This window comes from Massilia brevitalea (assembly GCF_030711405.1).
Lineage (GTDB): Bacteria > Pseudomonadota > Gammaproteobacteria > Burkholderiales > Burkholderiaceae_D > Telluria > Telluria brevitalea.
On the sequence record NZ_JAULSI010000012.1, the window covers coordinates 15,702 to 40,518 of the forward strand.

The window sequence follows — 24,817 nt, forward strand, 5'->3', positions numbered from 1 at the left end:
CGCTTCGTCCTCTCTTTTCTCTCTCCATATTCAAAGAACCAACAGGATTTGCCAGCGTGCCGAACTTCACACCTATCCGTTTTCACAGCAGCGACGGGCTGGCGCTGTATGCACGCGACTACGCCGCCCAGGCCGGGGCCGACGCTGCGCCGGCGCGCCTGCCCGTGATCTGCATCCACGGCCTGACGCGCAATTCGGCCGACTTCGACGAACTGGCTCCGGAAATCGCGCACATGGGCCGGCGCGTGCTCGCGCTCGACGTGCGCGGGCGCGGTCACTCGGCCTACGATCCCGACCCGGCCAACTACAACCCGGTGGTGTATGCCGGCGACGTCGTCAAGCTGATGCACGACCTCGGCATCGCGCGCGCCGTGTTCGTCGGCACCTCGATGGGCGGCCTGATCACCATGACGCTCGCCATGCGCCATCTCGAAATGATCGCCGGCGCCGTGCTGAACGACGTCGGCCCGGTGCTGTCCACCAAAGGCCTGGCGCGCATCGCCGGTTATGCGGGGCGCTGCAACGTGCTCTCGACCTGGGACGACGCCGCCGGCTACCTGAAGGACATCAACGCCTGCGCCTTCCCCGACAACTCCGATGCGGAATGGGGCAAGTGGGCCCAGCGCGCGTTTGCCGCCAACGACTCCGGCGCGCTGGCCTTGCGTTACGACCCCAGTATTGCGCTGTCCTTGCAAACGGGTAAACTCAAGCCGACCTCGCTGGCGGCGCGCATGGCCTTCCGCCGCCTGGCGCACCGCCGTCCGACCCTGCTGGTACGCGGCGCCCTGTCCGACCTGGTCGAACCCGACCAGGTCGCGTGGATGCGGCGCGCCGCGCCCACCATGGCCTACGCCGAAGTGCCGAACGTCGGCCATGCGCCAATGCTCACCGAACCGGCGGCGCTGGACGCGATCCGCGGGTTCCTGGCCCAGCTTCCATAAAACACAGAATCAAAATCAGATCGACAGGAGACAACATGAAGCACCTGATCAAACCCCTTGCAATGTCCATCGTGGCCGCCTTTGCCGTCAGTGCCGTGCCTGGCGCGCTGGCCGCCGGCCCCGACCTGAAGATCGCCCTCATCGCCGGCAAGACCGGCGCCCTCGAGGCCTATGCCAAGGAAACCGAGACCGGCTTCATGATGGGCCTGGAATACCTCACCGGCGGCAAGATGGAAATCAACGGCCGCAAGCTGAAGGTCATCGTCAAGGACGACCAGAGCAAGCCCGACCTCGGCCGCACCCTGCTGGCCGAAGCCTATGGCGACGACAAGGCCGACATCGCGGTCGGCACCACCTCGTCGGGTTCGGCGCTGGCGATGCTGCCGGTGGCCAAGGAATACAAGAAGGTGCTGATCATCGAGCCGGCCGTGGCCGACGCGATTACCGGCGACAAGTGGAACAAGTACATCTTCCGCACCGCGCGCAGCTCGATGCAGGATGCGATGGCGGCGGCCAGCACCCTCAAGCAAGGCAGCGTCGGCTTCCTGACCCAGGACTATGCCTTCGGGCGCGACGCCATCAAGGCCGGCAAGGAAGCCTTGACGGCCACCGGCAGCAAGGCCAAGGTGGTGCACGAGGAATACGCGCCAATGACCACCACCGATTTCACCGCCTCGACCCAGCGCCTGTTCGACGCCCTGAAGGACAAGCCGCAGCCGCGCGTGCTGCAGATCGTCTGGGCCGGCCCGAACCCGATGAACAAGCTGGCCGACATGAAGCCCGAGCGCTACGGCATCCACCTGGCCCCGGGCGGCAACATCCTGCCGGTGATGAAGACCTGGAAGAACTATGCCGGCACCGAAGGCACCATCTATTACTACTACGCCTTCCCGAAGAACAAGATGAACGACTGGCTGGTGGCCGAGCACCAGAAGCGCTTCAAGGCCCCGCCCGACATGTTCACGGCCGGCGGTTTTGCGGCGGCCAGCGCGGTGTTCACGGCACTATCGAAAGTCCCGAGCGGGAACAGCGAGCAGCTGGTGGCGGCGATGGAAGGCATGTCCTTCGATACCCCGAAAGGCAAGATGAGCTTCCGCAAGGAAGATCACCAGGCGCTGCAATCGATGTACCACTTCCGCATCAAGAAGAACCAGGCCAACGAATGGGACTTGCTGGAACTGGTGCGCGAGATCCCGGTCGCCGAGATGCCGCTGCCGGTGAAGAACAAGCGCTGACATGGCGTCCACCGACCAAGCCCCTTCGCTGGCTACGCGCGACCTGACGATCCGCTTTGGCGGCCACGTCGCGGTGGACGCGGTGACGGCGGACTTTTATCCCGGCACGCTGACCGTGATCGTCGGCCCCAATGGCGCCGGCAAGACCACGTATTTCAACCTGGTCTCGGGCCAGTTGCCGGCTACCTCGGGCAGCGTGCTGCTGGACGGCCACGATGTGACGAAAGCCGGCGCCGCACGACGCACGCGCCTGGGCATCGGGCGCGCCTTCCAGCTAACGAATTTGTTCCCGAACCTGACGGCGATGGAAAACGTGCGCCTGGCGGTGCAGAGCCGCGCCGGCCTGGGCATGAATATGTTCTCGGTTTGGTTCGGCCACAAGGAACTGATCGAGCGTGCCGAGCATTACCTGGAACGCGTGGCCATGTCGGCTAAGCGCGAGGCGCGCGTCGGCTCGCTCTCGCACGGCGACCAGCGCAAGCTGGAAGTGGCGATCCTGCTGGCGCTGGAACCGCGCATCCTGATGTTCGACGAGCCGACCGCCGGCATGAGCGTGGACGAGGTGCCGGTGGTGCTGGAACTGATCCAGTCGGTCAAGCGCGATACCAGTAAAACCGTGCTGCTGGTCGAGCACAAGATGGACGTGGTGCGCCAGCTGGCCGACCGCATCATCGTGCTGCACAACGGCGCCCTGGTCGCGGACGGCAACCCGCATGAAGTGATGCAATCGAAGATCGTACAGGAAGCCTATCTTGGAACACCCGACACCGAACCCGCCGCCGCCCATGGCTGAACCACTGCTCACGCTTGCCGGTGTCCACACCCACATCGGCCAGTACCACATCCTGCAAGGCGTGGACCTGACCGTGCCACGCGGCGGCCTGTCGGTGCTGCTGGGCCGTAACGGCGCCGGCAAGACCACGACCCTGCGCACCATCATGGGCCTGTGGAAGGCTAGCGCCGGCAGCATCCATTTCGACGGCCAGGACATCACGAAACTGGCCACGCCCGACATCGCCCGCCTCGGCATTGCCTACGTCCCGGAAAGCATGGCCGTGTTCTCCGACCTCACCGTGCGCGAGAACCTGCACCTGGCCGCGCGCAGCGGACCGATGGACACGGCGCGCCTGGAGTGGATCTTCGGCTTCTTCCCGGCCCTGAAAAAATTCTGGAACTACCCGGCCGGGAATCTCTCGGGCGGCCAGAAGCAGATGGTGGCGATTGCCCGCGCGATCGTCGAGCCGAGGAAGCTGCTGCTGGTGGACGAGCCGACCAAGGGCCTGGCTCCGGCCATCGTGCAAAGCCTGATCGCCGCCTTCCGCGAACTCAAGGAGCACGACACCACGATCCTGCTGGTCGAACAGAACTTCAACTTCGTGCGCTCGCTGGGCGACACCGTGAGCGTGATGGACGACGGCCGCGTGGCCCACGCCGGCACGATGGCGGCGCTGGCGAACGACGACGCGCTGCAACAGCGCCTGCTCGGCCTGTCGCTGGCCGCACACCAATAGGAACCCTATATGAGCGCTACACTTCCCCGCGCTGCATCGCCGGCCACGCCACAGCCGGCGCAAGCGCCAGACGCGCCCTTGCCGAGCGCCGCGCGCGACATCGCGCCGGTGCTGCTGGTGCCCGTGCTGGCCTTGCTGATGCTGCCGCTGGTCGGCAGCTTTCCCACCTGGGTCACGCTGACCGTCGCCGGCCTCGCCATGGGCATGATGATCTTCATCATGGCCAGCGGCCTGACCCTCGTGTTCGGCCTGATGAACGTGCTGAACTTCGGCCATGGCGCCTTTGTCTCCGTGGGTGCGTTTGCCGCCACCCTCGTGCTGCTGCCGATGCGCGGCTGGCTCGAGATGGATTCATTGCTGATTAACCTTGGCGTGCTGGCCCTGGCGGTGACGGTGGCGATGCTGGTCACGGCCCTGCTCGGCTGGGCCTTCGAGCGCGTGATCATCATGCCGGTCTATGGCCAGCACCTGAAGCAGATCCTGATCACCATGGGCGGCATGATCGTCGCCGAACAATTGATTAATGTGATCTGGGGCGCCGAGACCATCCCGCTGCCGCTGCCGACCAGCCTGCGCGGCGCCATCTTCCTCGGCGACGCCGCCATCGAAAAATACCGGCTGGTGGCAGTGATCGTCGGATTGATCGTGTTTGCCGGCATGTTCCTGACCCTGAACCGCACCAAGATCGGCCTGCTGATCCGGGCCGGCGTCGAGAACGGCGAAATGGTCGAGAGCCTGGGCTACCGCATCCGCCGCCTGTTCGTCGGCGTCTTCGCAGCCGGTTCCGCGCTGGCCGGCCTGGGCGGCGTGATGTGGGGCCTGTACAAGGAAACCCTGTCGGCAGCGATGGGCGGCGAAATCATGATCATGATCTTCATCGTCATCATCATTGGCGGCCTGGGGTCGGTGGGGGGCTGCTTCATCGGCGCGCTGCTGATGGCGCTGGTGGCCAATTATGCCGGCTTCCTGGCGCCGAAGATCGCACTGGTCTCGAACATCATCCTGATGATCGCGATCCTGCTGTGGCGCCCGGCAGGGCTGTATTCGAAGATGCGGAGCTGAGCATGATGAACCGACTTCTCTCCGGCGACCTGCCGCGCAGCCGCATCCTGTCCGCCGTGCTGATCCTGATCCTGCTCGGGCTGGCGTTCGCGCCCTTCCTCACGAGCGGCGCGCGGCCGCTGAACATGGCGGCCACCATCTGCGTGTATATCGTGCTGGTGGCATCCTACGACCTGCTGCTGGGTTACACGGGCATCGTCTCGTTTGCGCACACCATGTTCTACGGTATCGGCGCGTATGGCATCGGGCTCGGCCTGGCCTCCGTCGACGAGCCGACCTGGGGCGTAGCCCTGAAGGGCCTGGGACTGGCGCTGCTGCTGGCCCTGGTGCTGGCCTTTATCGTCGGCCTGTTCGCGCTGCGCGTGCGGGCGATTTTCTACGCCATGATCACGCTGGCGGTGGCCTCTTCGTTTGCGGTGCTGGCTTCGCAGTTGTCGGAATTTACCGGCGGCGAGGACGGCAAGACCTTCAGCGTGCCGGAAGTGCTGACGCCCGGCTTCACGCTGGTGGAAAACGAAGTGTTCGGGCGCGCCATCGACGGCAAGCTGCTGACCTACTACCTGGTGTTCTTCGGCTGCCTGCTGCTGTTCCTTTTCCTGCTACGCCTGGTGAATTCACCGTTCGGGCGGGTGCTGCAGGCGATCCGCGAAAACGAGTTCCGCGCCGAGGCGCTGGGCTACCGCACTGTTGTCTACCGCATCTGGGCCAACTGCCTGGCGGCGCTGGTGGCGGCGCTGGCCGGTGCGCTGATGGCGCTGTGGCTGCGCTATGTCGGACCCAAGACTTCGCTCGGCTTCGAGGTGATGACCGATATCCTGCTGATCGTGGTGATCGGCGGGATGGGCACCATGTATGGCGCAGTGGTGGGGGCGGCGCTGTTCATCCTGGCGCAGAACTATTTGAAGGAGGCGATGGCGCACGGGTCGAGCGCGCTGGAAGGCGTGCCGCTGCTGGCGGCGGCCCTGCATCCGGACCGCTGGATGCTGTGGCTGGGCGTGCTGTTCGTGCTGTCGATCTACTTCTTCCCGGTGGGGATCGTGGGCAAGCTGCGGCTGCGCAGCTATTTCGCGAAACGCTGACGGATTCTTTTGCCGCGAACATTCGCGTCCTCGCTCGCCACTTCCCGCTGCTTATCTCCTGTTGTAGAGTGGGCATTCGTAGTGCTGGCATTTAGCCAGCCCTACTGCCCACGCGGTCTCACTTTCTGAAAACCGCAGCGTTTCAATAACGCCGATCGATGCAAACCGTGGTGGTGTGCATCGGCACCATACCGCGTGGGCACAAGTGCCTTGCGCGGCCCGGCCCACCCTACCGCCCCTCCCCCCAAACCGCCGAGTTACAGCACACCTTCAACAAAGATCAAGGTTCGCTCTTGTTCAGCTCATATGATGAACTGAACCATGGCCTCGTGTCAGCCAGGCGCGAGTTCGATGCCATCCTTCTGGCTTCGCATGAAAGCTCATCCATGAACACACTCAAGTCGTACGCAGCGGCCGGCGCGCTTGCGCTGGCGGCGCTCGCGCCCCGGGCCGCCAGTGCTGCGGGCGTGGAAATCCTCGACGAAGGCTTCGACAACGTTGCCTCCCTTCCCGGCTGGACCCTGGTCAATAACAGCGTGCCGCCCGGCACCAACTGGTTTCAGGGCAATACCGGCATCTTCGGCTCCCAGTCCGGCGCACCGGACGCCTATGCCGCCGCCAACTACCTCGGCGCCGCCAACGGCCAGGGCGTGGTCGACAACTGGCTGATCACGCCGCTCCTTACCCTCAGCGGCCTGACCAGCTTCTCCTTCTATACCGCGCACGAGGCCACGCCAGGCTTCTCCGACTTCCTCGAAGTGCGCTGGGCGGCCGGCAGCGGCGGCGGCACCACCGCCTTCAACACCCTGCTCGCCACCTTCGGCGGTGTTGGGTCGCCCTACCCGACGGACTGGACCGCCTGGAGCAGCAACCTCAACCTCCAGGGCGAAGGCCGGTTCGCGTTCCGCTACGTGGGGTCCGCCGATAGCCTGAACTATGTGGGTCTCGATACGGTCCGAGTAGTCACGGCGGTGCCGGAACCTTCGCTGTACGCAATGCTGGCCTTTGGCCTTGGCGCCCTGACATTCATGCGCCGCAGGCAGGCCAACTGAAGCAAACCGAGCAATTCAACGCGTTCCGGAGACCCACCATGTCATCCAAAAAAATGTTAGCGGCGCTACCCCTGGCCGCCATCTGCCTCATGCCGCATCACGCCTCCGCCCAGGACCAGCAAGGCATGGTCGTCGTCCGCGACGCCCGGACCGGCCAGCTGCGCGCCCCCACCGCGGCCGAAAGCCGCGCCCTCGCACCCAAGTCGACCGCCGCGATGGCGGCGCCGGCGCGCCCGAACATGGTCACCCATCCGGGCGGCGCGCGCCAGGTACGCCTGGGTGAGCGCGGCCTCGTGTACGCGGTGGTCACGCGCGACGGCGACGGCAAGCTGAGCGACCAGTGCATCCATGACGAGCAGGCGGCCGAACACGCCGTGCACGACCATGCGGCGCACAGCCGGCAAGCCGGGCAAGCCGGGCAAGCCACGCAGGCACACGATGACAAGGAGGGTCGCCATGAAGTCCGCTAGTTCCATGCAGCGCCCGGTTGCCGCGCTTGCCTCCGCTCTTGCCGTCGCCGTTGCTGCATTCGCCGCGCCTGCGCAGGCAGCCACCATCACCATCGTCAACCAGAACGCCGCCGGCATCGGCTTCAACGACCCGACGCCCGCCACCCCGGTCGGCGGCAACCCCGGCACCACGCTCGGCCAGCAGCGCCTGTATGCCTTCCAGTACGCCGCCAACATCTGGGGCGCCACGCTCAGCAGCGCCGTGCCGGTCCGCATCGGCGCCTCCTTCGTGCCGCTGTCGTGCACCGCCAACAGCGCCGTGCTCGGCTCGGCCGGCGCCAACGAGATCTGGTCCGACTTCACGAATGCGCCGCGCCAGAACACCTGGTATCCGAGCGCGCTGGCCAGCAAGCTGGCCGGGGTCGACGTCGCCACGCCGGGCGAGCCGCACATCATCGCGCGCTTCAATTCACGCCTTGGCCTGTTCGCCGACTGCCTGCCCGGTTCCGGCTTCTACCTCGGCACCGACAACAACGCGGCCGGCCAGATCGACCTGGTTACCGTGCTGCTGCACGAAATGGCGCACGGCCTCGGCTTCCAGACCTTCACCGACGACGAAACCGGCGCCGAAATCCAGGACATCCCCTCGATCTGGGACCACTACCTGGTCGACAACCGCACCGAGCGCCTGTGGGTCGACATGACCCCGGCCGAGCGTGTGGCCTCGGCCATCAGCGGCGACGGCCTGTCGTGGAACGGCCCCATCGTCAGCGCGGCCGTGCCACAGGTGCTCGATCCGAAGTCGCGCCTCACGGTAGCCGGCAGCGCCGCCGGGAGCGCGGCCGGCAACTACGAGGTGGGCGACGCCTCCTTTGGCCCGCCGCTGGGCGCCACGGCCGTCACCGGGCAGCTGATGCCGGTGGTCGAGCAGCCCGACGGCGCCGGCCTGGCCTGCGCCGCGCTGAACGAGGTGAATGCGCTGGCGGTGCGCGGCAATGTCGCCCTGGTCTCGCGCGGCAGCTGCGACTTCGTCGCCAAGGCGCGCAACGTCCAGGCCGCCGGTGCAATCGGCATGGTCGTGGCCGACAACGCGCCGGGCCCAGCGGTGGGCATGAGCGGCGACGACCCGAGCATCACGATCCCGGCCGTGCGCGTCACCCAGGACGCCGGCAACACGTTGCGCGCCGCCCTGCAGTCGCGTTCGCGCACGCGCTCCGGCGTGACGGCCAGCCTCGGCATCGACCCGAACCGCCTGGCCGGCACCGATGCCCAGCGCCGCATCCTGATGTACACGCCGACCACCAACGCGCCGGGCTCGTCGACCTCGCACTACACGACCGACGCCAAGCCGAACCAGCTGATGGAGCCGTCGATCAACTCGGACCTGTCGCATACGGTGACGCCGCCGCGCGACCTGACGTATCCGCTGCTGCAGGACATTGGTTGGTAAGAAAGGTCCGCTGAGCACGCCGGCTGGGCAAGCCGGCGGAACCATCCCGGCGCGGCCAGCGCCGGGGAAAGAAAAAGGCCAGCTACCCTTGGGTGCCGGCCTTGTTTTTCGCAGGCGCCTGAGGGGCGCGTGCGGACATTATTGCTGTTGCTGCTTGGCGTTGTAGGCGTTCACGCCATTGACGATCTCGGCCTTCGCTTCTTCCGGACCAGCCCAGCCTTCGATCTTGACCCACTTGCCTTTTTCGAGGTCCTTGTAGTGCTCGAAGAAGTGCTGGATCTGCTGCAGGCGCAGGTCTTGCAGGTCTTCCGGCTTTTGCCAGTGGCTGTAGATCGGCAGGATCTTGTCGACTGGAACAGCCAAAACCTTGGCGTCGCCGCCGCCTTCGTCGGTCATCTTCAGCACGCCGATTGCGCGGCAACGCACGACCACGCCAGGGAACAGCGGGAACGGTGTGATCACCAGCACGTCGCATGGGTCGCCGTCGTCCGACAGGGTTTGCGGCACATAGCCGTAGTTGCACGGGTAGTGCATCGCGGTGCCCATGAAGCGGTCGACGAAGATCGCGCCGGTGTCCTTGTCCACTTCGTACTTGATCGGATCGGCGTTCATCGGGATTTCGATGATGACGTTGAAATCGTTCGGCACATCGCGGCCGGCTGGGACGTTGTTGAGACTCATGAAGTGTTCCTTGGTTGCTGAAGATTCAATAAAGGGAAGCATTATATCGAATAGGCATGGGCTTGTGCGGTGCAGCGGGGTGCCGTGCGGCATTGGGGGGTGGAAGCCGGTGGGCGGGGGCCTGTGCCGTTCGTGGAGTGTTTGATCCGCGTGGGCACGAGTGCCCACCCTACAGGTGAGGTTCCGGGCCACAAAACGGAGCACTGACGCTGCGGTTTATTTTTCGAGGCACGCAGTGCCGAACCCGCGGCCTGATCCGTAGGGTGGGCACTCGTGCCCACGCGGATTCAAAGTACCGATAAGGGTGCAGGCAACAGCCCCATTAACGCCGGCTAATCGCTGTAACGGTCAGCCCTACCCGCCATCACAAAATATTTGCCAACGCACTATGCCGATAGTGCCCCGCCGCCTTCGCATCCTGCCCCAGCGCCTCGTGCAGCTGCGCCAGCTTCAGGTGCACGTCGCGCACCATGGCCGAATCCGTTGCATCCGACAACGCCTGTTCCAGGTAGCGCTGCGCCTTGCCCCACAGCTTCTGGCGCAGGCACAGCGAGCCCAGCGCGAACGCCAGTTCGGCATCGTTCGGCCGCTCGCGCAGCCAGCCTTCGCAGTTCTCGATCTGCGCCAGCAAGGTAGCCGATCCCGCCGGCCCGGCAGCATCGCGGTAAGCCCGCACCACGCGCTCGTCCCAGCCTGCGCGCAATGCTTCCTCGGCGATCACGCGCGCCTCGTCGTGCAGCCCGCTGGCGTTAAAAGCGGTGGCGGCGCGTGCCGCGATATACGGCTGGGTGCGGTCCGCTGCCGGTACTTCGGCCCACACGCGGCGGATCGCTTCCGGATCGTGGCCCTCTTCCGACAGCAGCGCTTCATAGGCCAGCTCGCGCAGGCGCGCCGCGAGGGCCGGATGCAGCGCCTTGCGTTTATCCAGGATGCGCACCAGGCGCAGCACTTCCGGCCAGTTGCGCGCCTGCTGGTGCGCCTTCATCGACCATTGCAGCGCGTGGATGTGGCGCTGGCCGCTGGCGTTCAGTTCGTCGGCCGCCTGCAGCGCCGCTTCCGGCTGGTGGTCGTCGACCAGCAGTTCGATGACGGTCATCAGGCGCGCCGTCTTCATGCTGTTGTCGCTGGCAATGCCGGCCAGCCAGGCGTCGCGCCGCGCCGGCTCGCGCATGCGGTGCGCGGCGCGGGCGCCGATCAGGGCCGCCAGGCCGGCGTTCTCGGGCAGTTCGGCGGCGCGCATGGCGGCCTTTTCGGCGTGGCCGAAGCGCCCTTCCAGCAAGGCCTTGAGGGCGTCGCGCAAGCCCTTGTTGCCTTCGCGCTCGCGCTTGCGCAGGCGGTAGGCCGCCACGCGCTGCGGCATGCGCAGCGTCGAGCGCACCGCGCGCACCAGGCCGTACACCATCAGGAACAGCAGCGCCAGCAGCACCACGAACAGGTTCAGCGACATGTCGATCCGGTGCGGCGGGTAGAACAGCACCACGTTGCCCGGATTGAAGCGCGCCGTCACGGCGATGCCGATGGCGGCGGCCATCAGGGCGACTAACCAGAGAAGTAAACGCATGGATTAAGGCTTCGTCTTGTAGTTGCGCACGGCGTTCAGGCTGTCGGCCAGCGTCGGCATCTCGATCGACAGGTTGTTCGCCTGCACCTGGCGCAGCGCCGTCTGCGCCTGCTGGGTGGTGCGCGCCCGCGTGTCGAAGTATTTGTCCAGGGTCTGGCGCGCGGCGGTCAGGTCGTCGCCGAAGGTGCCTTCGTCGCGCGAGAGCAGCGCCATGCGCGCGTTCAGCAGGCGCAGCTTCAGGTTCTCGCGCACGAAATAACGCTGGTCGGGCGACAGCATCAGCGCGTCCGGCGTGTTCACGCTGCGCACGCGGATCAGCTGGCGGATGTCGTCCCACATCTCCTCGGTCCAGTTGCGCCAGGTCTGCACCATGCGCTCGCCCACGCCCAGCGGCGCCGGCGCAGCCGCTCCGGCTGGGCCGGCCGCCGCGGCAGTCTTTCCCTGCACGCGTGCTTCGCGCACCGGCGCGGCCGGCAGCAGCGGCTTCTCGTCGGACACCAGCGGCAGCGTGTCGACCTGGGCGATCACGCTGTCCAGGCGCACGGCCACGCCGGCCAGGTCCACCGCCGGCAGGGCCTTGAGTTTTTCCATGTCGCTGGCGATCGCGCGGCGCACGGTGATGAACTGCGGCTTGTCGGAACGCGACAGCGAGCGGTCGGCGTTCTGCAGTGCGATCAGCGCGCCCTGCACGTTGCCGGCCAGTTGCAGCTGCTGGCTGGCGGTCGACAGCACCTGCTCGACTTCCGACAGCGCCCATTCGTCGCGGCTTTTCGACAGGTCCGAATACAGCTGCTCCAGCGCCAGTTGCTGGCTCTGGTTCTCCAGCTGGCGGCTTTCCAGCACCCCGACTTTCAGCTGCAGCGCCTTCGACTGCTCGGCGACGTCGCGCGCCAGCGAAGCGGTCTCGGCATTGATCTCGTTGCCCTTTTGCAGGCTGAGCGCCATGTCCTTGCGCAGCGTGTTGATGCGGCTGTGGCTCGACCAGGTCTGGGCCGCCAGCAGCACCGCCAGCGCGATCACGGCCAGCGGCAGCGGACGCATCAGGGTGTCGGCCAGGCCGGGGCCGCGTACCGGCGCGCGCGCATAGGATTCGGGAGCCGGCGCCGGGGGCGTGGCAAGGGGCTGCGTCGGCGGCAGCTCTGGGTGATTCGGCAATTCGTTCATGTTTTAGATTGTAACGCGGCAAGCAGGCGCTCGTCGCCCGAGCCGGTGAGCGTGACACGCGCGATTCCCAGCGCCGCGGCCGTTTGCGCGATGCGCGCATGGGGAACGATCACATGTTGCTGTTGCATTTTTGCCACTAATGGTGGATCGGCCAGCTCCAGCAGGCCGAAAAGACCGCGCAGCGCTTCGGAACTGGTAAGTATCCAGTCGTTCGATTCGGCCAGCAATGCGCGCAAGGTCGCGGCCAGTTCCGGCGTCAACACAGGCACGCTGCGGCGGTAGGCCGGCACCACGCTAACCTCGGCGCCGGCGGCGCGAAAGCCATCGGCCATCAGTTCGCGCCCGGACTCGCCGCGCACGATCAGCACCTGCTTGCCGCGCAATGCAGCCAGGTCGAGCGATTCCAGCAGGTTCTCGGAATCGCTGCGCGTCGGATCCTGGGGCCCGAGGATGGTGGCGTTGGCCTCGGTGAGGCCATGGCGCGCCAGTGCGGCGCGGCTGCCCTCGCCCAGCACGGCCAGCGCCACCTGGCGCGGCCAGGCATCCAGCCGATGCGGCACATGCGCTAGCGCGGCGTCGATCGCATTCGGCGACACGAAGGCAACCAGGGCAAAGCTGTCCAGCTCGCCCAGGGCCGCCCGCAGCGCCGACGGGTCGGCCAGCGGCGCGATGTCCAGCAGCGGCAACAGCACCGGCGTGCGTCCCAGCGCGGTTACAGCGTGCGCCAGGCCATCGGCCTGGGCGCGCGGGCGCGTGATGACAACCTTGTCAGGCATCGGCAGCGGCGTCCTGCTTGACCGCATCGACGATCGCTTGCGCGTCCTGCTGCGCCAGCAGCGCCGACACGCGCTCGCCCAGCAGCTCGGGCTGGTTGGCGGCGCCGGTCAGTTCGGCAAACGCACTGCGCGTGCCGTCGGGCGTGGCGACCATCGCGCGCAGGTGCATGTTGGCGCCGTCGACGGTGGCGTGCGCGGCCAGCGGAATCTGGCAGCTGCCGCCGAAAATCTTCGACACCTTGCGCTCGGCCATCACGGCGTGGGCGGTATCGAGGTGGTTCAGCGGCGCCAGCAGCGCGTGCAGATCGACGGCATCCGTGCGCGCGCCGCTGGCGATCTCGATTGCCATCGCGCCCTGGCCAGCGGCCGGCAGGCTCATTTCCGGTTCCAGCACGCTGCGGATACGCTGCGGCAGGCCGAGGCGGATCAGGCCGGCGGCGGCCAGGATGATGGCGGCGTACTCGCCACGGTCGAGCTTGCCCAGGCGGGTGTCGAGGTTGCCGCGCAGCGGCAGGATGGTCAGCTGCGGATAGCGCGCGGCGATCAGGGCCTGGCGGCGCAGGCTGCTGGTGCCGACCACGGCGCCGGGCGGCAGCTCGTCCAGGCTGGCGTAGTCGTTCGAGACAAAGGCGTCGCGCGGGTCTTCGCGTTCGAGCACGGCGGCCAGTTCGAAACCTTCCGGCAGGTCCATCGGCACGTCTTTCAGCGAGTGCACGGCCAAATCGGCGCGGCCCTCGGCCATCGCCACTTCGAGTTCCTTCACGAACAGGCCCTTGCCGCCCACCTTCGAGAGCGTGCGGTCGAGGATCTGGTCGCCACGCGTCGTCATCCCGAGGATGCTAATTTGGCAATCTGGATATAATGCGGCGAGACGGTCGCGCACGTGCTCCGCCTGCCACATGGCGAGGCGGCTCTCGCGCGATGCGATAATCAGTTGCGATGGCACTTCCACCTGCTGCGTCATGTCGGATGCTTTCACACAAATTCTTTCACTGTCGTTGCTTACCAGCCGATGCCAGTAAAGGCCCTTGCAAAGGACCATAAATTTTAGCATGGGGCTTCGTTATCAATCGTGGCTGACCGCCATGTACAACCCGGCGTTTTCAACTCAAGAAGATTAGTGGTCGATATGGACAAACAAGTTGTACCTGACACCCCCGCCGGCGCCGACAAGGACGCCCCGCTGAAAGAAGACATCCGCCTGCTCGGCCGCCTGCTCGGCGACGTGCTGCGCGACCAGGAGGGCGACGCCGTCTTCGATGTCGTCGAGACCATCCGCCAGACCGCCGTGCGCTTCCGGCGCGACGCCGATCCCGAGGCCGGCCAGGAACTCACAAGCTTGCTGCACAAGCTGACGCGCAACCAGACCATCTCGGTGGTGCGCGCCTTTTCCTACTTTTCGCACCTGGCGAATATCGCCGAGGACCAGCACCACAACCGCCGCCGCCGCAAGCATTTGCTGAACGGTTCGCCGCCGCGCGAAGGCAGCGTCGGTTACGCGCTCGGCAAACTGCGCGCCGCCGGCGTGGCCCAGGACACGGTGGAGCAGTTCTTCAAGGGCGCCCTGATCTCGCCGGTGCTCACCGCCCACCCGACCGAGGTGCAGCGCAAAAGCATCCTCGACGCCGAGCACGACATCGCGCGCCTGCTGGCCGAACGCGACCTGCCGCTCACGCCCAAGGAACAGGTGCGCAATTTGCAGCTGATGCACGCGCGTATCGCCACCCTGTGGCAAACGCGCATGCTGCGCTACACCAAGCTGACCGTGGCCGATGAAATCGAGAACGCGCTCTCCTACTACCGCATCACCTTCCTGCGCGAGCTCCCCAGCCTGTACGACGACATCGAATTCGAGATCGGCACCCAGTACCACGGCGAACCGGCGCAACTGGGCGACGCCGCCTATGTGCAGATGGGCAGCTGGATCGGCGGCGACCGCGACGGCAATCCGAACGTGAACGCCGGCACCATGCGCCACGCCGTGATGCGCCATGCCACCACCATCCTCGACTGGTACCTGGACGAAGTGCACGCGCTCGGCGCCGAACTGTCGACCTCCACCCTGATGGTCGACATCACGCCGGCCATGCAGTCGCTGGCCGAGCGCTCGACCGACCAGTCGCCGCACCGCGAGGACGAACCCTACCGCCGCGCCCTGATCGGCATGTACGCGCGCCTGGCCGCCAGCGCGCGCGAACTCGGCGCCACCAACATCCTGCGCAAGGAAGTCGGCCATGCCGAGCCCTATGCGGACGCCAACGAATTCGCCGCCGACCTGCAGATCATCGCCGACTCGCTGACCGCGAATCACGGCGCCATGCTGATCATGCCGCGCCTCGCGGGCCTGATGCGCGCGGCGCGCATCTTCGGCTTCCATCTCGCCTCGCTCGACATGCGCCAGACCTCGGATGTACACGAGCGCGTGCTGGCCGAGCTGTTCGAAAAAGGCGGCGTCGAAGCCGACTACGCGGCGCTGTCGGAAGACGGCAAGGTGGAGCTGCTGCTGGCGGAACTGGCGCAACCGCGCCTGCTCTATACGCCGTACGAGACCTATTCCGACGAAACCGAATCGGAACTGGCCATCGTGCGCGCCGCGCGCGAGATCCGCGAGCGCTACGGCAAGCGCGCGATCCGCAACTACATCATCTCGCACACCGAGGCGGTGTCGGATTTGCTGGAAGTGCTTCTGCTGCAAAAGGAAGGCGGCCTGCTGCACGTTGCGCAGGGCAAGTCGGACGTGATGGTGATCCCGCTGTTCGAAACCATCCCCGATTTGCAGCGCGCGGGCGCCATCATGGAAGAATGGATGGCCTTGTCCCCGGTGGCGCGCGTGATCGAGCACCAGGGCCGGCTGCAGGAAGTCATGCTCGGCTACTCGGACTCGAACAAGGACGGCGGTTTCCTGACCTCGAACTGGGAGCTGTACCAGGCCGAACTCAAATTGGTGGAAGTCTTCGAACGCGCCAAGGTGAAGCTGCGCCTGTTCCACGGCCGCGGCGGCACCGTCGGCCGTGGCGGCGGCCCGAGCTACCAGGCGATCCTGGCGCAGCCGCCGGGCACCGTGAACGGCCAGATCCGCCTGACCGAACAGGGCGAGATCATCGCCTCGAAGTTCTCGAACCCCGAGATCGGCCGGCGCAACCTGGAGCTGCTGGTGGCGGCCACGCTGGAGGCCAGCCTGACCCCGCACTCGACCGAGGGCGCCAAGGCCGAGCGCCTGGCGCGCTTCGAGGGCGTGATGGCGGAGCTGTCCGAGCGTGCCTACAAGGCCTATCGCAACCTGGTCTACGAGACGCCGGGCTTCACCGACTACTTCTTTGCCGCCACGCCAATCGCCGAGATCGCGGAGCTGAACCTCGGTTCGCGCCCGGCCTCGCGCAAGTCGACGCGCCGCATAGAAGACCTGCGCGCCATTCCCTGGGGCTTCTCCTGGGGCCAGTGCCGCCTGCTGCTGCCGGGCTGGTACGGCTTCGGGTCGGCGGTGGCGGGCTGGCTGCAGGATGGCCCGCAGGAAGAACGCCTGGCCACGCTGCAGGAGATGTTCAAGGAGTGGCCGTTCTTCGCCACGCTGCTGTCGAACATGGACATGGTGCTGGCCAAGACCGATCTTGCCATTGCCTCGCGCTACGCCGAGCTGGTGCCGGATGCGGCGCTGCGCGAACGCATCTTCAAGCGCATCGCGGCGGAACACGGCGAAACCATCCGCCGCCTGGAAGCGGTTACCGGCGCCGATGAACGCCTGGCCGGCAACCCGCTGCTGGCACGTTCGATCCAGAACCGCTTCGCCTACCTCGACCCGCTGAACCACTTGCAGGTCGAGCTGATCCACCGCCACCGCGCGATGTCGCGCAAGGCCGGTGAAGGCGGCGAAGGCGGCGAAATGGACCCGCGCGTGCACCGGGGGATTCACCTGTCGATCAATGGTGTCGCCGCCGGCTTGCGCAATACCGGTTAAGTCTTTCGTAGCGTGGACGGCTGTGATTCAGTCCCCCGGACTGAATCACTCCACGCGTCGATCGCCGCACGATGATCGGTCGCATTCGCAGCGCTTGCTGCGAAACTGCTAATATCGCCCAGTTTCAATCAACGACCTCCGCATTTGAGAACTGCCGTCTTCACTCCTCCCGGCCCCAGGCGCCTGCACATCGCGATCGCACTCTCCGTGCTCGCGCACGCGCTGCTATTGAGCCTTACGCTGGGTGGTGAAGCCTTCGGCCTCCCCGGCCTGCACTTCCCCTGGGAAGAGCGCCGCTTTGCCGCAAACGATCTACGCATTTCGCTGGCGCCGGCCCAGCCGCAGCCGGCCGCGCCAGCAGCCGCACCCGAAACGACGCAGCCCGCGCCATCACCGGCCAACACGGCGACAACGGTGATCGCCGCAAAGCGCAGCGACAGGAACAAACCCACAGCGATGACGCTTCCCGCGCCAGCCGCGCAGCAAGCAGCGCCAGCCGCCGCACCACCGCTCCCTGCCCCGGCTCCACGTCCCGCGCCACCCGCGCCGCCGGTCGAACGGCCTGCAGTAACGTTACCGAGCATCGCTGAAACGCAAACCCGGGCCGCAGAAGAAGAACAACGCCGCCAGGACGCCGTCCAGACCGAACAAACCGCCGCGCGCGAGGCTGCCCAGCGGGAAGCGGAACGCATCGCACTCGTCCAGAACGAAACCCGCCAGCGCGAAGCCGTGCTGCAGGAGCAGGCGCGCGCCGAGCAGGCAGCGCAAGCCGAGACCGCACGGCGGGAAGCCGAACGCCAGGAAGCCGAGCGCCAAGAACTGGCGCACCAGGACGCACAGCGCCGCGCAGCCGAAGAACAAAAGCAGGCGCAGGAACAGGCGCGCCTTGCCGAGCAAGCCCGCCAGGACGCCGAACGCATGGAGGCCGCACGCCGCGAAGCCGAACGCGAGGAAGGCGCCAGGCTGGCGCAGCGCGAAACGGAGCGGCAGGAAGCGGCAAGACAAGAAGCCGCACGGTTGGAACAAGCACGCCTGGCACAGCGCGAAGCGGAAAAGCAGGAAACTGCACGCCGCGAAGCCGCTCAGCGCGAAGCCGCGCGTCAGGAAGCCATCGCACGCGAAGCCGCACGCCAGGAAGCGGCCCGCCAGGAACAGGCACGCCTGGCGCAGCTTGAAGCAGGCCGCCAGGAGGCCGCCCGCCGCGAAGCTGCCCAGCGCGAAGCCACCCGTCAGCAAGCGGCGCAGCAGGAACTGGCGCGCCTGGAGGCTGCACGCCAGGAAGCCGGAAGGCAGGAGCAGGCCCGCCAGGACGCGCTCAGGCAAGCCGAGGAAAAGCTGGCCCAGGCCCAGCGCGAGAAAGCCGTCCAGGAAGCGCAGCGCGAAGAACGCCTGCGCGCCATTGGCCGCCAGCTGAACGACGAAGCCGCGAAGCGCGACGCCGCCGCCAAGCTCCCGCCCACCACCAGCGGCCTGCGCCGCGGCTGGCTGTTCGGCCGCAGCGACCCGAATCGAGACATGGTCCAGTACGCGCGCGCCATGAGCCAGAAGATCGAAATGAACCAGCCTTTCGACACCGTGCGCGAGCTGGTGAAACAGCCGCACACGCAGCCAGTCGTCACGGTAGCCGTGCGTGCCGACGGCTCGGTGGAAAAGATCACCTTCGTGGTATCGAGCGGTAACCGCGCCCTGGATGCGGCCATCGAGCAGGTCGTCTCCAGCCAGGCGCCCTATGGCACATTCCCGCCCAACCTGGCGCGCCAATTCGACGTGATCGAGATTCGGCGCACCTGGATCTTCGACATGGCGATCCGCCTGGAATAGACGCACCCATGCCAAGCACGAACAAGGCCACCCTGATCGGCCTGATCGCCGTTTTATTGTGGAGCGCCATCGTGGGACTGATCCGCAGCGTCAGCGTCCATCTCGGCCCCACCGGCGGCGCGGCGATGATGTACAGCGTGGCTTCGGTATTCCTGCTGCTGTCGGTGGGCTGGGTGCGGCTGGGCGAATTCCCGCGCCGCTACCTGGCCTGGGGCAGCATCCTGTTCGTCAGCTATGAAGTGTGCCTGGCGCTATCGATCGGTCATGCGAACAGCGCGCGCCAGGCCATCGAAGTCGGCATGGTCAACTATCTGTGGCCGGCCTTGACCGTCCTTGCTGCGATCCTGTTCAACCGCCAGCGCGCCAACTGGCTGATCGTGCCGGGCTTCGCGCTGTCTGTCCTCGGCATCTGCTGGGTGCTGGGCGGCGAACAGGGTGTTGACGTCGCCGGCATGCTGGCCAACGTGCGCGACAACCCGCTCAGCTACGGCCTGGCCCTCGGCGGCGCGCTGATCTGGGCCGCCTACTGCACGGTCACGGCGCGCATGGCCGGCGGCAAGAACGGCGTGACCCTGTTCTTCATCCTGGTGTCGCTCACGCTGTGGACCAAGTATCTGCTGGAAGGCGGCGGCCCCATGGACTTCAGCGTAGAAGCCATCGTGTACCTGTTGCTGGCGGCCGGCGCCATGGGCTTTGGCTACGGCGCCTGGAACGTGGGCATCCTGCACGGCAACGTGACCGTGCTGGCCGGCGCTTCCTATTTCATCCCGGTGCTCTCGGCGGCGCTGTCGACGCTGCTGCTGCGCGCGCCCTTGCCGCTGTCGTTCTGGCAGGGTGCGGCCATGGTCTGCGCCGGGGCAATCCTCTGCTGGCTGGCCACGCGCGCGCAGGCTGCCGGATGAGCGTCGCCGACTCCCTTACTGCACCAGGCGTGAGGGAGCGACAGAACTTATTCCTGGGGCTTGTTGCGCGTCGACAGCGCCACGATCGCGGTGCCGGCGGCGACCACCAGCGCGTCTTCGATCAGTCCGCTACGGGTCTGGCCCATGCGCGCCATGGCCTGCTTGCGGCAGGCCAGCGTTGCGTAGGCGAGCGGCACGGCGGTCGCGACGGCCACTGCGGCGCCGGCCTTTTCGCGGCCCTTCGGCGCCAGCGCGGCCCCGGCAATCGCGGCGCTCATCACGCGCGCCATCAGCCCCAGCGCGACGGTGCGGTCCGGCGCCGACTTCATCTTGTCGCCGAACAGCTCGCCCACGCCCATGGCCAGCGCGCCGTACTTAAAGACCGGCCGGTTCAGGAGAAAGATGTCGCCGGGCGTATCGCGGCCCGCCAGGCGTGCCGTTGCAATGGTGGCCATCGGCGTCATCGAGCGCGCACTGGCAACGGCGCCGATCAAAATGGATGAAAGCAGGCTGCGGATTTCCATCTCTGTACTCCTGTGTTGAATGAATCGTGATTGAACGGCGGGCACACGGTAAACGCTGATCGAGCGCCCATCGTCGTGCAAATAGGTTGCCTACGATTCTACGCAACAGTTAGCGAGCTCAGCGTTCGGTACTTAACGGTAACGAACAGCGAGGGTCAGGTCTGACATTCGGACACAGCCTCTGCTTTGATCGTCAAGATATCCAATGAAATCTGGCCACGAAGACCTGCGACAGGGCCATACAGCCGAGCTCGTGTCCGAATGTCAGACCTGACCCTGGCTGTTCCAGGCGAAAAAAATGCCGCCGGGCTTGCACCCAGGCGGCATTTTTGTATCGCATCAGCGACGAAGGCTTAGTGCACCTTCTGCTCCGCGCCCGTGATCTTGCGCATTTCTTCCAGCGAGGTCACGTTACCGGCTTTCAGCTCCTGCTCGTCGATACTGCCACGCACCATCTTGACGTCCGAAGCGGCGGCGGCTGCGGCATTGTTGCCCCAGCTCTGGCGGACAAACGTCACCAGCTGCGCCGTCTCGTCGTCCGACAGGCGCCATGCGAAGCCCGGCATGCCGAGGTCCGATGGTGCGGTCTTGGTCGATGGCAGGCGGCTGCCGGCCAGGACCACGCGGATCAGCGACGTCGGGTCGTCCGACAGCACGGTCGGGTTGCCCGGCAGGGCCGGGAACACGATGCGGTTCGACTTGCCGTCGGTACGATGGCAGGCCGCGCAGTTGTCCAGGTACAGCTGGGCGCCGCGGTTCTTCTCCACGCCGGCGAACAGTTCCTTCGCCGTGGTGTCGCTGGCCGCATAGGTCGACTTGGTCTTGCCCGTTGCCGGCAGCGTCTTCAGGTAAGCCGCCATCGCGTTCAGGTCGGCATCCGTCATGTGCTGGGTGCTGTGCGAGACCACGTCGTTCATCGGACCGCCCACCACAGCCGTGTGGCTGTTGCGTGCGCTCTTCAGGGTGTCGACGATGTCCTTCTGGCTCCAGTCGCCCATGCCGCCGACCTTGTCGCCGCGCAGGTTGACTGCCAGCCAGCCGTCGATCAGCGGGCCGCCCGACAGGTATTCCGGACCGGATTCGTCCAGCGCCAGTTCGCTCATGGTCGACGAGCGCGGGGTGTGGCAGCTGCCGCAGTGGCCCAGGCTCTGCACCAGGTAGGCGCCGCGCGCGATATTCGCGTCGGCGTACTTGCCGGCGTCGACCGGCGCCACGGCTGGCGCGAACTGCTTGCGCCAGATCGACAGCGGCCAGCGGATGGACAGCGGCCAGGCGATGTCGCTGCTGCGGTTTTCCGCTTCCACCGGCGCCACGCCCTTCATGAAGTAGACGTACAGGGCGCGCAGGTCCTGGTCGCTCATCTTCGCGTACGACGGGTAAGGCATCGACGGGTACAGCGTGCCGCCGCCAGGCGTGATGCCGTGGCGGACCGCGCGGTCGAAGTCGTTCAGCGTGTAATTGCCGATACCGGTCTTCTGGTCGGGCGTGATGTTGGTGCTGTACATGGTGCCGATCGGCGACTCGATGCCGCGCCCGCCGGCGAACTGCTTGCCGTTGCCGGTGGTGTGGCAGGCGATACAGTCCGACGCCACGGCCACGTAGCGGCCCGCTTCGATCAGCTGCTTTTCTTCGGCGCTGCCGGCTGCCACTTGCGTGCCGGGTCCGATGTCACGGGTGCTGGTCGGCACCAGTGCGTAAGCCAGTGCGCCGACAAACACCAGGGCGCCTGCGCCGACGACGCCGGCGAGGATTTTTTTCTTGGAACTCATGCTCATCCTTGCGTCTTATGCCTGCACCAGCGGGCCCGGGTTTTTTAAGTACAGCTCGCGTACCGCCTTGGCGCACCAGTAGGTCAGCGCGCCGACCATGCCGGTCGGGTTGTAGCCGTTGTTTTGCGGGAAGGCGTTGGCGCCCGGTGCAAACACGTTGGCCACATCCCACGACTGCAGGTACTTGTTCAGGGCCGAGGTCTTCGGGTTCGTGCCCATGATCGCGCCGCCGCAGGTGTGGGTCGACTGGTACTGGGTGATGTTGTAGTGCGAGCCGTCTTTCTTGGCGTCGCCCTTCATCGCCTTCGGCCCCAGCACCTTGCACATGTCGGTGGCCTTTTCGACCAGGTACTGCGAGGCCTTGATCTCGTTGTCGTGCCAGTCGAAGGTCATGCGCAGCAGCGGACGGCCGAAGGCGTCCTTATACGTAGGGTCCAGGCTCAGGTAAGCGTCGTCGTACGACATGCAAGAACCCTGCACTTCGTAGTAGAACGAATGGCGGAAGGCTTCCTTCACGCCCTTCTTCCAGTCGCTGCCCCAGGCCGGCACGCCCGGCGGGGTGGCGATGCCGCGCACGGGACCCGCGCCCGGCTGGCGCGCCCAGATGATGCCGCCGCCGATGTAGCCGGTCTTCGACGAATCGTTGCGGTTGCCGTTCAAGTCGTCGAAGGTGGTGCCGGCGCCGCCGATACCGATGAACTGGTTGGCCTGCACGGTCTCGTCGAAGAACAGCGAAACGCGGTTCAGGTTCTGGTACGAGTAGTTGTTGCCGACGTTACCGGTTTTCGACACCGGGTCGTACGGGGTACCGATGCCCGACACCAGCATCATGTGCACGTTGAACAGCGAGAACGCGCACAGCAGGACCAGGTCGGCCGGCTGTTCGGTTTCGCGGCCTTCGGCGTCGAGGTAGGACACGCCGGTCGCCATCTTCTTGTCGGCGGTCAGGTTCACCTTCAGCACCTGGGCGTGGGTGCGCAGGGTGAAGTTCTCGCGGGTGCGCAGCACCGGCAGGATCGAAATGTTCGGGCTGGCCTTGGAGTAGTTCAGGCAGCCGTAGTCCGAGCAGAAGCCGCAGGCGTTGCATGGGCCCATCTGGCAGCCGTACGGGTTGATGTACGGAGCCGAGGCGTTCGAGGCCGGGATCGGGAACGGGTTGTAGCCCATTTCGCGCGCAGCCTTGTAGAACCATTCGGCGCCGAGGTAGCTCGGGTTCGGACCGAGCGGATAGTCGCGCTTGCGCGAACCTTCGAACGGATTGCCGCCTTCGACCTTCTGGCCGTTGATGACGCCGCCCTTGCCCGAGGTGCCGCACACGTACTCGAAGTGGTCGAAGTGCGGTTCCAGGTCTTCATACGTGACCGGGAAATCCTGCACCGTCATGTTGGCCGGGATGAAGCTCTTGCCGAAGCGCTGTTCCAGGTTCGAACGCACGGTGAAGTCTTCCGGCAGGGCGCGGAAGTGGGCGCCCGACCAGTGGCTGCCGGCGCCGCCGACGCCGGTGCCCGGCTTGAACGAACCCATCTGGCGGTACGGCACGGCGGTGTCGTTGATGCCGTGGCGGATGGTCACGGTTTCCTGGTTCAGCGATTGCAGGTACTTGCGGTGCACCGAGCCTTCGAGTTCGTCCACCACGCGCGGGTAGGAGAAATCGGTCTGGGTATCACGGTCCGGGCCGCGCTCGAGCGCGACCACGTTCAGGCCGGCGTCGGTGAGTTCCTTGGCCATGATGGCGCCGGTCCAGCCCATGCCGACGATGACGACGTCTACTTTGTTTTTTACGATTGCCATGCTGTTTTATCCTCTGCGTCCTGCCAGGTCCACCGGTCCGATCGGATACGGTTTGTCGCGCACCTCGACCCAGTCGAGGTAGTCGGCGCGCATGCCCGGGTAGCCGATCATTTTCCAGGCGCCCATGTTCTTGTTGCCGCCGTGGCGCGGGTCGGCGAAGTAGCCGTTGCGGGTTTCGTTCAGCAAATTGCTGAAGAAGAGCTTGGCCGAGATGTTTTCCAGCTTGATCTTGCCGGCTTCCGCGTCCTTGAGCAGGGCTTCCTGCTTGGCCACGCCGAGGTCGGCAAAGCGCTTGCCCGAGAAGTTGGCGGTGCAGTGCGCGTCCATCGCCTTGATGCCGACGCGCAGGATGTCGCGCAGCGGCAGCTTGCCCTGGTAGCCGAATTCCGGCGCGGCTTCCAGGAACGGACCCTGCATGTACCACACGCCGCCGTTGGCGTACGGGGTCTGCATGTGGCGGTCGAGGAATTCCAGCACGCCGGACTCGACGGCGCCCGGGCCATGCTCGTCGTGCGGGATCAGGCGGTCGACGGCGGCTCCGAGGAAACGCCATTCGTCGGCACTGAAGAAGGTCGGCTTGTAGTCGTCCGGCTTGCCTTCGGCGGTGGTCGTGGTGCTGGCGGTGGCGCCGGTGACGCCCTGGATGGCGCCGGCAACGCCGACGCCCATCGGCACGAATACCAGACTCTTGATCAGGCTCCGGCGGGAGGGGGATTTGGTTTCGTCAGACATAACAGTTCTCGGTAATGACGTCACGCCCGGACGGACGCGCGTGGGGAACTTTCAAAAAGGGGGCGATGCTACACGGAAATAGATGCGCACGGGAGGGAGAAACACGACAGATACAAAACTGCCGTGTAACAGTTGCAGGGGTGCGACGGATTACGGGAAATCCACAATAGGCAGGACCATCGTGCGCGGCCCCGATGCACATTTCCCCATAACAGCGGGCTTTTGTGCAGGTAAATACTGCATGAGAATAGCCTTCGCGCATCGGTGCATCATAGACAGATGCAGCGAAACGGCGCGCACGCGAGCTGCGTGAATTGTTAAATCGCGGCAGTGTCTGGTTGGATGCGGACAGGAATGTCCGG

Annotated in this window: 21 protein-coding genes; 12 read left to right on the forward strand and 9 right to left on the reverse strand. The window is 66.0% G+C overall.

Features of this window, described 5'->3' with window-relative positions:
- Positions 1 to 56 precede the first annotated feature (56 nt).
- The 9 genes from QWL29_RS09415 to QWL29_RS09455 all read left to right on the forward strand — a co-directional run bounded on the left by QWL29_RS09415 (position 57) and on the right by QWL29_RS09455 (position 8,779).
- On the forward strand, positions 57 to 941 hold the full coding sequence (locus QWL29_RS09415) for an alpha/beta fold hydrolase (RefSeq protein ID WP_305822631.1): 885 nt from the start codon (positions 57 to 59) through the stop codon (positions 939 to 941).
- 35 nt (positions 942 to 976) lie between these two features.
- Positions 977 to 2,176 carry a substrate-binding domain-containing protein gene (locus QWL29_RS09420; protein WP_305822632.1) on the forward strand — a complete coding sequence of 400 codons (1,200 nt, stop codon included), beginning with the start codon at positions 977 to 979 and terminating at the stop codon, positions 2,174 to 2,176.
- 1 nt (position 2,177) lies between these two features.
- Positions 2,178 to 2,969, forward strand: coding sequence for an ABC transporter ATP-binding protein (locus tag QWL29_RS09425; protein ID WP_305822633.1), 792 nt, complete (start codon positions 2,178 to 2,180; stop codon positions 2,967 to 2,969).
- Entirely contained in the window at positions 2,962 to 3,687 is a 726-nt protein-coding gene (locus QWL29_RS09430) for an ABC transporter ATP-binding protein (RefSeq protein ID WP_305822634.1), read from the forward strand. Before QWL29_RS09425 ends, QWL29_RS09430 begins: the two co-directional genes overlap by 8 nt.
- 9 nt (positions 3,688 to 3,696) lie before the next feature.
- A complete protein-coding gene (locus QWL29_RS09435) occupies positions 3,697 to 4,749 on the forward strand; it encodes a branched-chain amino acid ABC transporter permease (RefSeq protein ID WP_305822635.1) in 1,053 nt (350 codons plus the stop codon).
- Positions 4,750 to 4,754: 5 nt separating this feature from the next.
- Positions 4,755 to 5,828 (forward strand): branched-chain amino acid ABC transporter permease, encoded by a 1,074-nt coding sequence (locus tag QWL29_RS09440; RefSeq protein ID WP_305822737.1) that lies wholly within the window; start codon positions 4,755 to 4,757, stop codon positions 5,826 to 5,828.
- A gap of 386 nt (positions 5,829 to 6,214) precedes the next feature.
- A complete protein-coding gene (locus tag QWL29_RS09445) occupies positions 6,215 to 6,880 on the forward strand; it encodes a choice-of-anchor J family PEP-CTERM protein (RefSeq protein WP_305822636.1) in 666 nt (221 codons plus the stop codon).
- 38 nt (positions 6,881 to 6,918) lie between these two features.
- Positions 6,919 to 7,350 carry a post-PEP-CTERM-1 domain-containing protein gene (locus QWL29_RS09450; RefSeq protein WP_305822637.1) on the forward strand — a complete coding sequence of 144 codons (432 nt, stop codon included), beginning with the start codon at positions 6,919 to 6,921 and terminating at the stop codon, positions 7,348 to 7,350.
- A complete protein-coding gene (locus QWL29_RS09455; RefSeq protein WP_305822638.1) occupies positions 7,337 to 8,779 on the forward strand; it encodes a PA domain-containing protein in 1,443 nt (480 codons plus the stop codon). The genes QWL29_RS09450 and QWL29_RS09455 overlap by 14 nt, the downstream gene beginning before the upstream one ends.
- A 138-nt stretch (positions 8,780 to 8,917) precedes the next feature.
- Here QWL29_RS09455 and ppa read toward each other — a convergent pair whose 3' ends face one another.
- The 5 genes from ppa to hemC all read right to left on the reverse strand — a co-directional run bounded on the left by ppa (position 8,918) and on the right by hemC (position 13,925).
- Positions 8,918 to 9,460: an inorganic diphosphatase gene (gene ppa / locus QWL29_RS09460; protein WP_305822639.1), complete on the reverse strand. Its 543-nt coding sequence runs from the start codon at positions 9,458 to 9,460 to the stop codon at positions 8,918 to 8,920.
- Positions 9,461 to 9,824: 364 nt separating this feature from the next.
- A complete protein-coding gene (locus tag QWL29_RS09465; protein WP_305822640.1) occupies positions 9,825 to 11,021 on the reverse strand; it encodes a heme biosynthesis protein HemY in 1,197 nt (398 codons plus the stop codon).
- 3 nt (positions 11,022 to 11,024) lie between these two features.
- Positions 11,025 to 12,185, reverse strand: coding sequence for a uroporphyrinogen-III C-methyltransferase (locus QWL29_RS09470; protein ID WP_305822641.1), 1,161 nt, complete (start codon positions 12,183 to 12,185; stop codon positions 11,025 to 11,027).
- The gene (locus QWL29_RS09475; protein ID WP_305822642.1) at positions 12,182 to 12,961 is read right to left on the reverse strand and encodes a uroporphyrinogen-III synthase; all 780 of its coding nucleotides are present in this window, start codon (positions 12,959 to 12,961) and stop codon (positions 12,182 to 12,184) included. The genes QWL29_RS09470 and QWL29_RS09475 overlap by 4 nt, the downstream gene beginning before the upstream one ends.
- Positions 12,954 to 13,925, reverse strand: coding sequence for a hydroxymethylbilane synthase (hemC, locus tag QWL29_RS09480; protein WP_305822738.1), 972 nt, complete (start codon positions 13,923 to 13,925; stop codon positions 12,954 to 12,956). Before hemC ends, QWL29_RS09475 begins: the two co-directional genes overlap by 8 nt.
- A gap of 165 nt (positions 13,926 to 14,090) precedes the next feature.
- On the opposite strand from hemC, the gene ppc reads away from it, so the two are divergent.
- The 3 genes from ppc (at position 14,091) to yddG (ending at position 19,639) form a co-directional block, all read left to right on the forward strand.
- Entirely contained in the window at positions 14,091 to 16,916 is a 2,826-nt protein-coding gene (gene ppc, locus QWL29_RS09485) for a phosphoenolpyruvate carboxylase (protein WP_305822643.1), read from the forward strand.
- A gap of 228 nt (positions 16,917 to 17,144) precedes the next feature.
- Positions 17,145 to 18,737 (forward strand): TonB C-terminal domain-containing protein, encoded by a 1,593-nt coding sequence (locus QWL29_RS09490; RefSeq protein WP_305822644.1) that lies wholly within the window; start codon positions 17,145 to 17,147, stop codon positions 18,735 to 18,737.
- A gap of 8 nt (positions 18,738 to 18,745) precedes the next feature.
- Positions 18,746 to 19,639: an aromatic amino acid DMT transporter YddG gene (yddG, locus tag QWL29_RS09495; RefSeq protein ID WP_305822645.1), complete on the forward strand. Its 894-nt coding sequence runs from the start codon at positions 18,746 to 18,748 to the stop codon at positions 19,637 to 19,639.
- Positions 19,640 to 19,686: 47 nt separating this feature from the next.
- Here yddG and QWL29_RS09500 read toward each other — a convergent pair whose 3' ends face one another.
- The 4 genes from QWL29_RS09500 to QWL29_RS09515 all read right to left on the reverse strand — a co-directional run bounded on the left by QWL29_RS09500 (position 19,687) and on the right by QWL29_RS09515 (position 24,455).
- Positions 19,687 to 20,163, reverse strand: a complete 477-nt coding sequence (locus tag QWL29_RS09500) for a hypothetical protein (RefSeq protein ID WP_305822646.1) — start codon at positions 20,161 to 20,163, stop codon at positions 19,687 to 19,689.
- Positions 20,164 to 20,516: 353 nt separating this feature from the next.
- Entirely contained in the window at positions 20,517 to 21,932 is a 1,416-nt protein-coding gene (locus QWL29_RS09505) for a c-type cytochrome (protein WP_305822647.1), read from the reverse strand.
- Between the two features lie 15 nt (positions 21,933 to 21,947).
- Entirely contained in the window at positions 21,948 to 23,723 is a 1,776-nt protein-coding gene (locus tag QWL29_RS09510) for a GMC family oxidoreductase (RefSeq protein WP_305822648.1), read from the reverse strand.
- A 6-nt stretch (positions 23,724 to 23,729) separates the two neighbouring features.
- Complete coding sequence (locus tag QWL29_RS09515) at positions 23,730 to 24,455, reverse strand: gluconate 2-dehydrogenase subunit 3 family protein (protein ID WP_305822649.1); 726 nt, start codon at positions 24,453 to 24,455, stop codon at positions 23,730 to 23,732.
- Positions 24,456 to 24,817: the final 362 nt, after the last annotated feature.

Bases quoted from the DNA above. Each gene is read 5' to 3' on its own strand.
- QWL29_RS09445 (WP_305822636.1), top strand. From the start codon at position 6,215: ATGAACACACTCAAGTCGTACGCAGCGGCCGGCGCGCTTGCGCTGGCG.
- QWL29_RS09420 (WP_305822632.1), top strand. From the start codon at position 977: ATGAAGCACCTGATCAAACCCCTTGCAATGTCCATCGTGGCCGCCTTT.
- QWL29_RS09475 (WP_305822642.1), bottom strand. From the start codon at position 12,961: ATGCCTGACAAGGTTGTCATCACGCGCCCGCGCGCCCAGGCCGATGGC.
- QWL29_RS09500 (WP_305822646.1), bottom strand. From the start codon at position 20,163: ATGGAAATCCGCAGCCTGCTTTCATCCATTTTGATCGGCGCCGTTGCC.
- yddG (WP_305822645.1), top strand. From the start codon at position 18,746: ATGCCAAGCACGAACAAGGCCACCCTGATCGGCCTGATCGCCGTTTTA.
- ppc (WP_305822643.1), top strand. From the start codon at position 14,091: ATGGACAAACAAGTTGTACCTGACACCCCCGCCGGCGCCGACAAGGAC.
- QWL29_RS09470 (WP_305822641.1), bottom strand. From the start codon at position 12,185: ATGAACGAATTGCCGAATCACCCAGAGCTGCCGCCGACGCAGCCCCTT.
- QWL29_RS09450 (WP_305822637.1), top strand. From the start codon at position 6,919: ATGTCATCCAAAAAAATGTTAGCGGCGCTACCCCTGGCCGCCATCTGC.
- ppa (WP_305822639.1), bottom strand. From the start codon at position 9,460: ATGAGTCTCAACAACGTCCCAGCCGGCCGCGATGTGCCGAACGATTTC.
- QWL29_RS09505 (WP_305822647.1), bottom strand. From the start codon at position 21,932: ATGAGTTCCAAGAAAAAAATCCTCGCCGGCGTCGTCGGCGCAGGCGCC.
- QWL29_RS09515 (WP_305822649.1), bottom strand. From the start codon at position 24,455: ATGTCTGACGAAACCAAATCCCCCTCCCGCCGGAGCCTGATCAAGAGT.
- QWL29_RS09455 (WP_305822638.1), top strand. From the start codon at position 7,337: ATGAAGTCCGCTAGTTCCATGCAGCGCCCGGTTGCCGCGCTTGCCTCC.
- hemC (WP_305822738.1), bottom strand. From the start codon at position 13,925: ATGACGCAGCAGGTGGAAGTGCCATCGCAACTGATTATCGCATCGCGC.
- QWL29_RS09425 (WP_305822633.1), top strand. From the start codon at position 2,178: ATGGCGTCCACCGACCAAGCCCCTTCGCTGGCTACGCGCGACCTGACG.
- QWL29_RS09440 (WP_305822737.1), top strand. From the start codon at position 4,755: ATGAACCGACTTCTCTCCGGCGACCTGCCGCGCAGCCGCATCCTGTCC.
- QWL29_RS09465 (WP_305822640.1), bottom strand. From the start codon at position 11,021: ATGCGTTTACTTCTCTGGTTAGTCGCCCTGATGGCCGCCGCCATCGGC.
- QWL29_RS09435 (WP_305822635.1), top strand. From the start codon at position 3,697: ATGAGCGCTACACTTCCCCGCGCTGCATCGCCGGCCACGCCACAGCCG.
- QWL29_RS09430 (WP_305822634.1), top strand. From the start codon at position 2,962: ATGGCTGAACCACTGCTCACGCTTGCCGGTGTCCACACCCACATCGGC.
- QWL29_RS09510 (WP_305822648.1), bottom strand. From the start codon at position 23,723: ATGGCAATCGTAAAAAACAAAGTAGACGTCGTCATCGTCGGCATGGGC.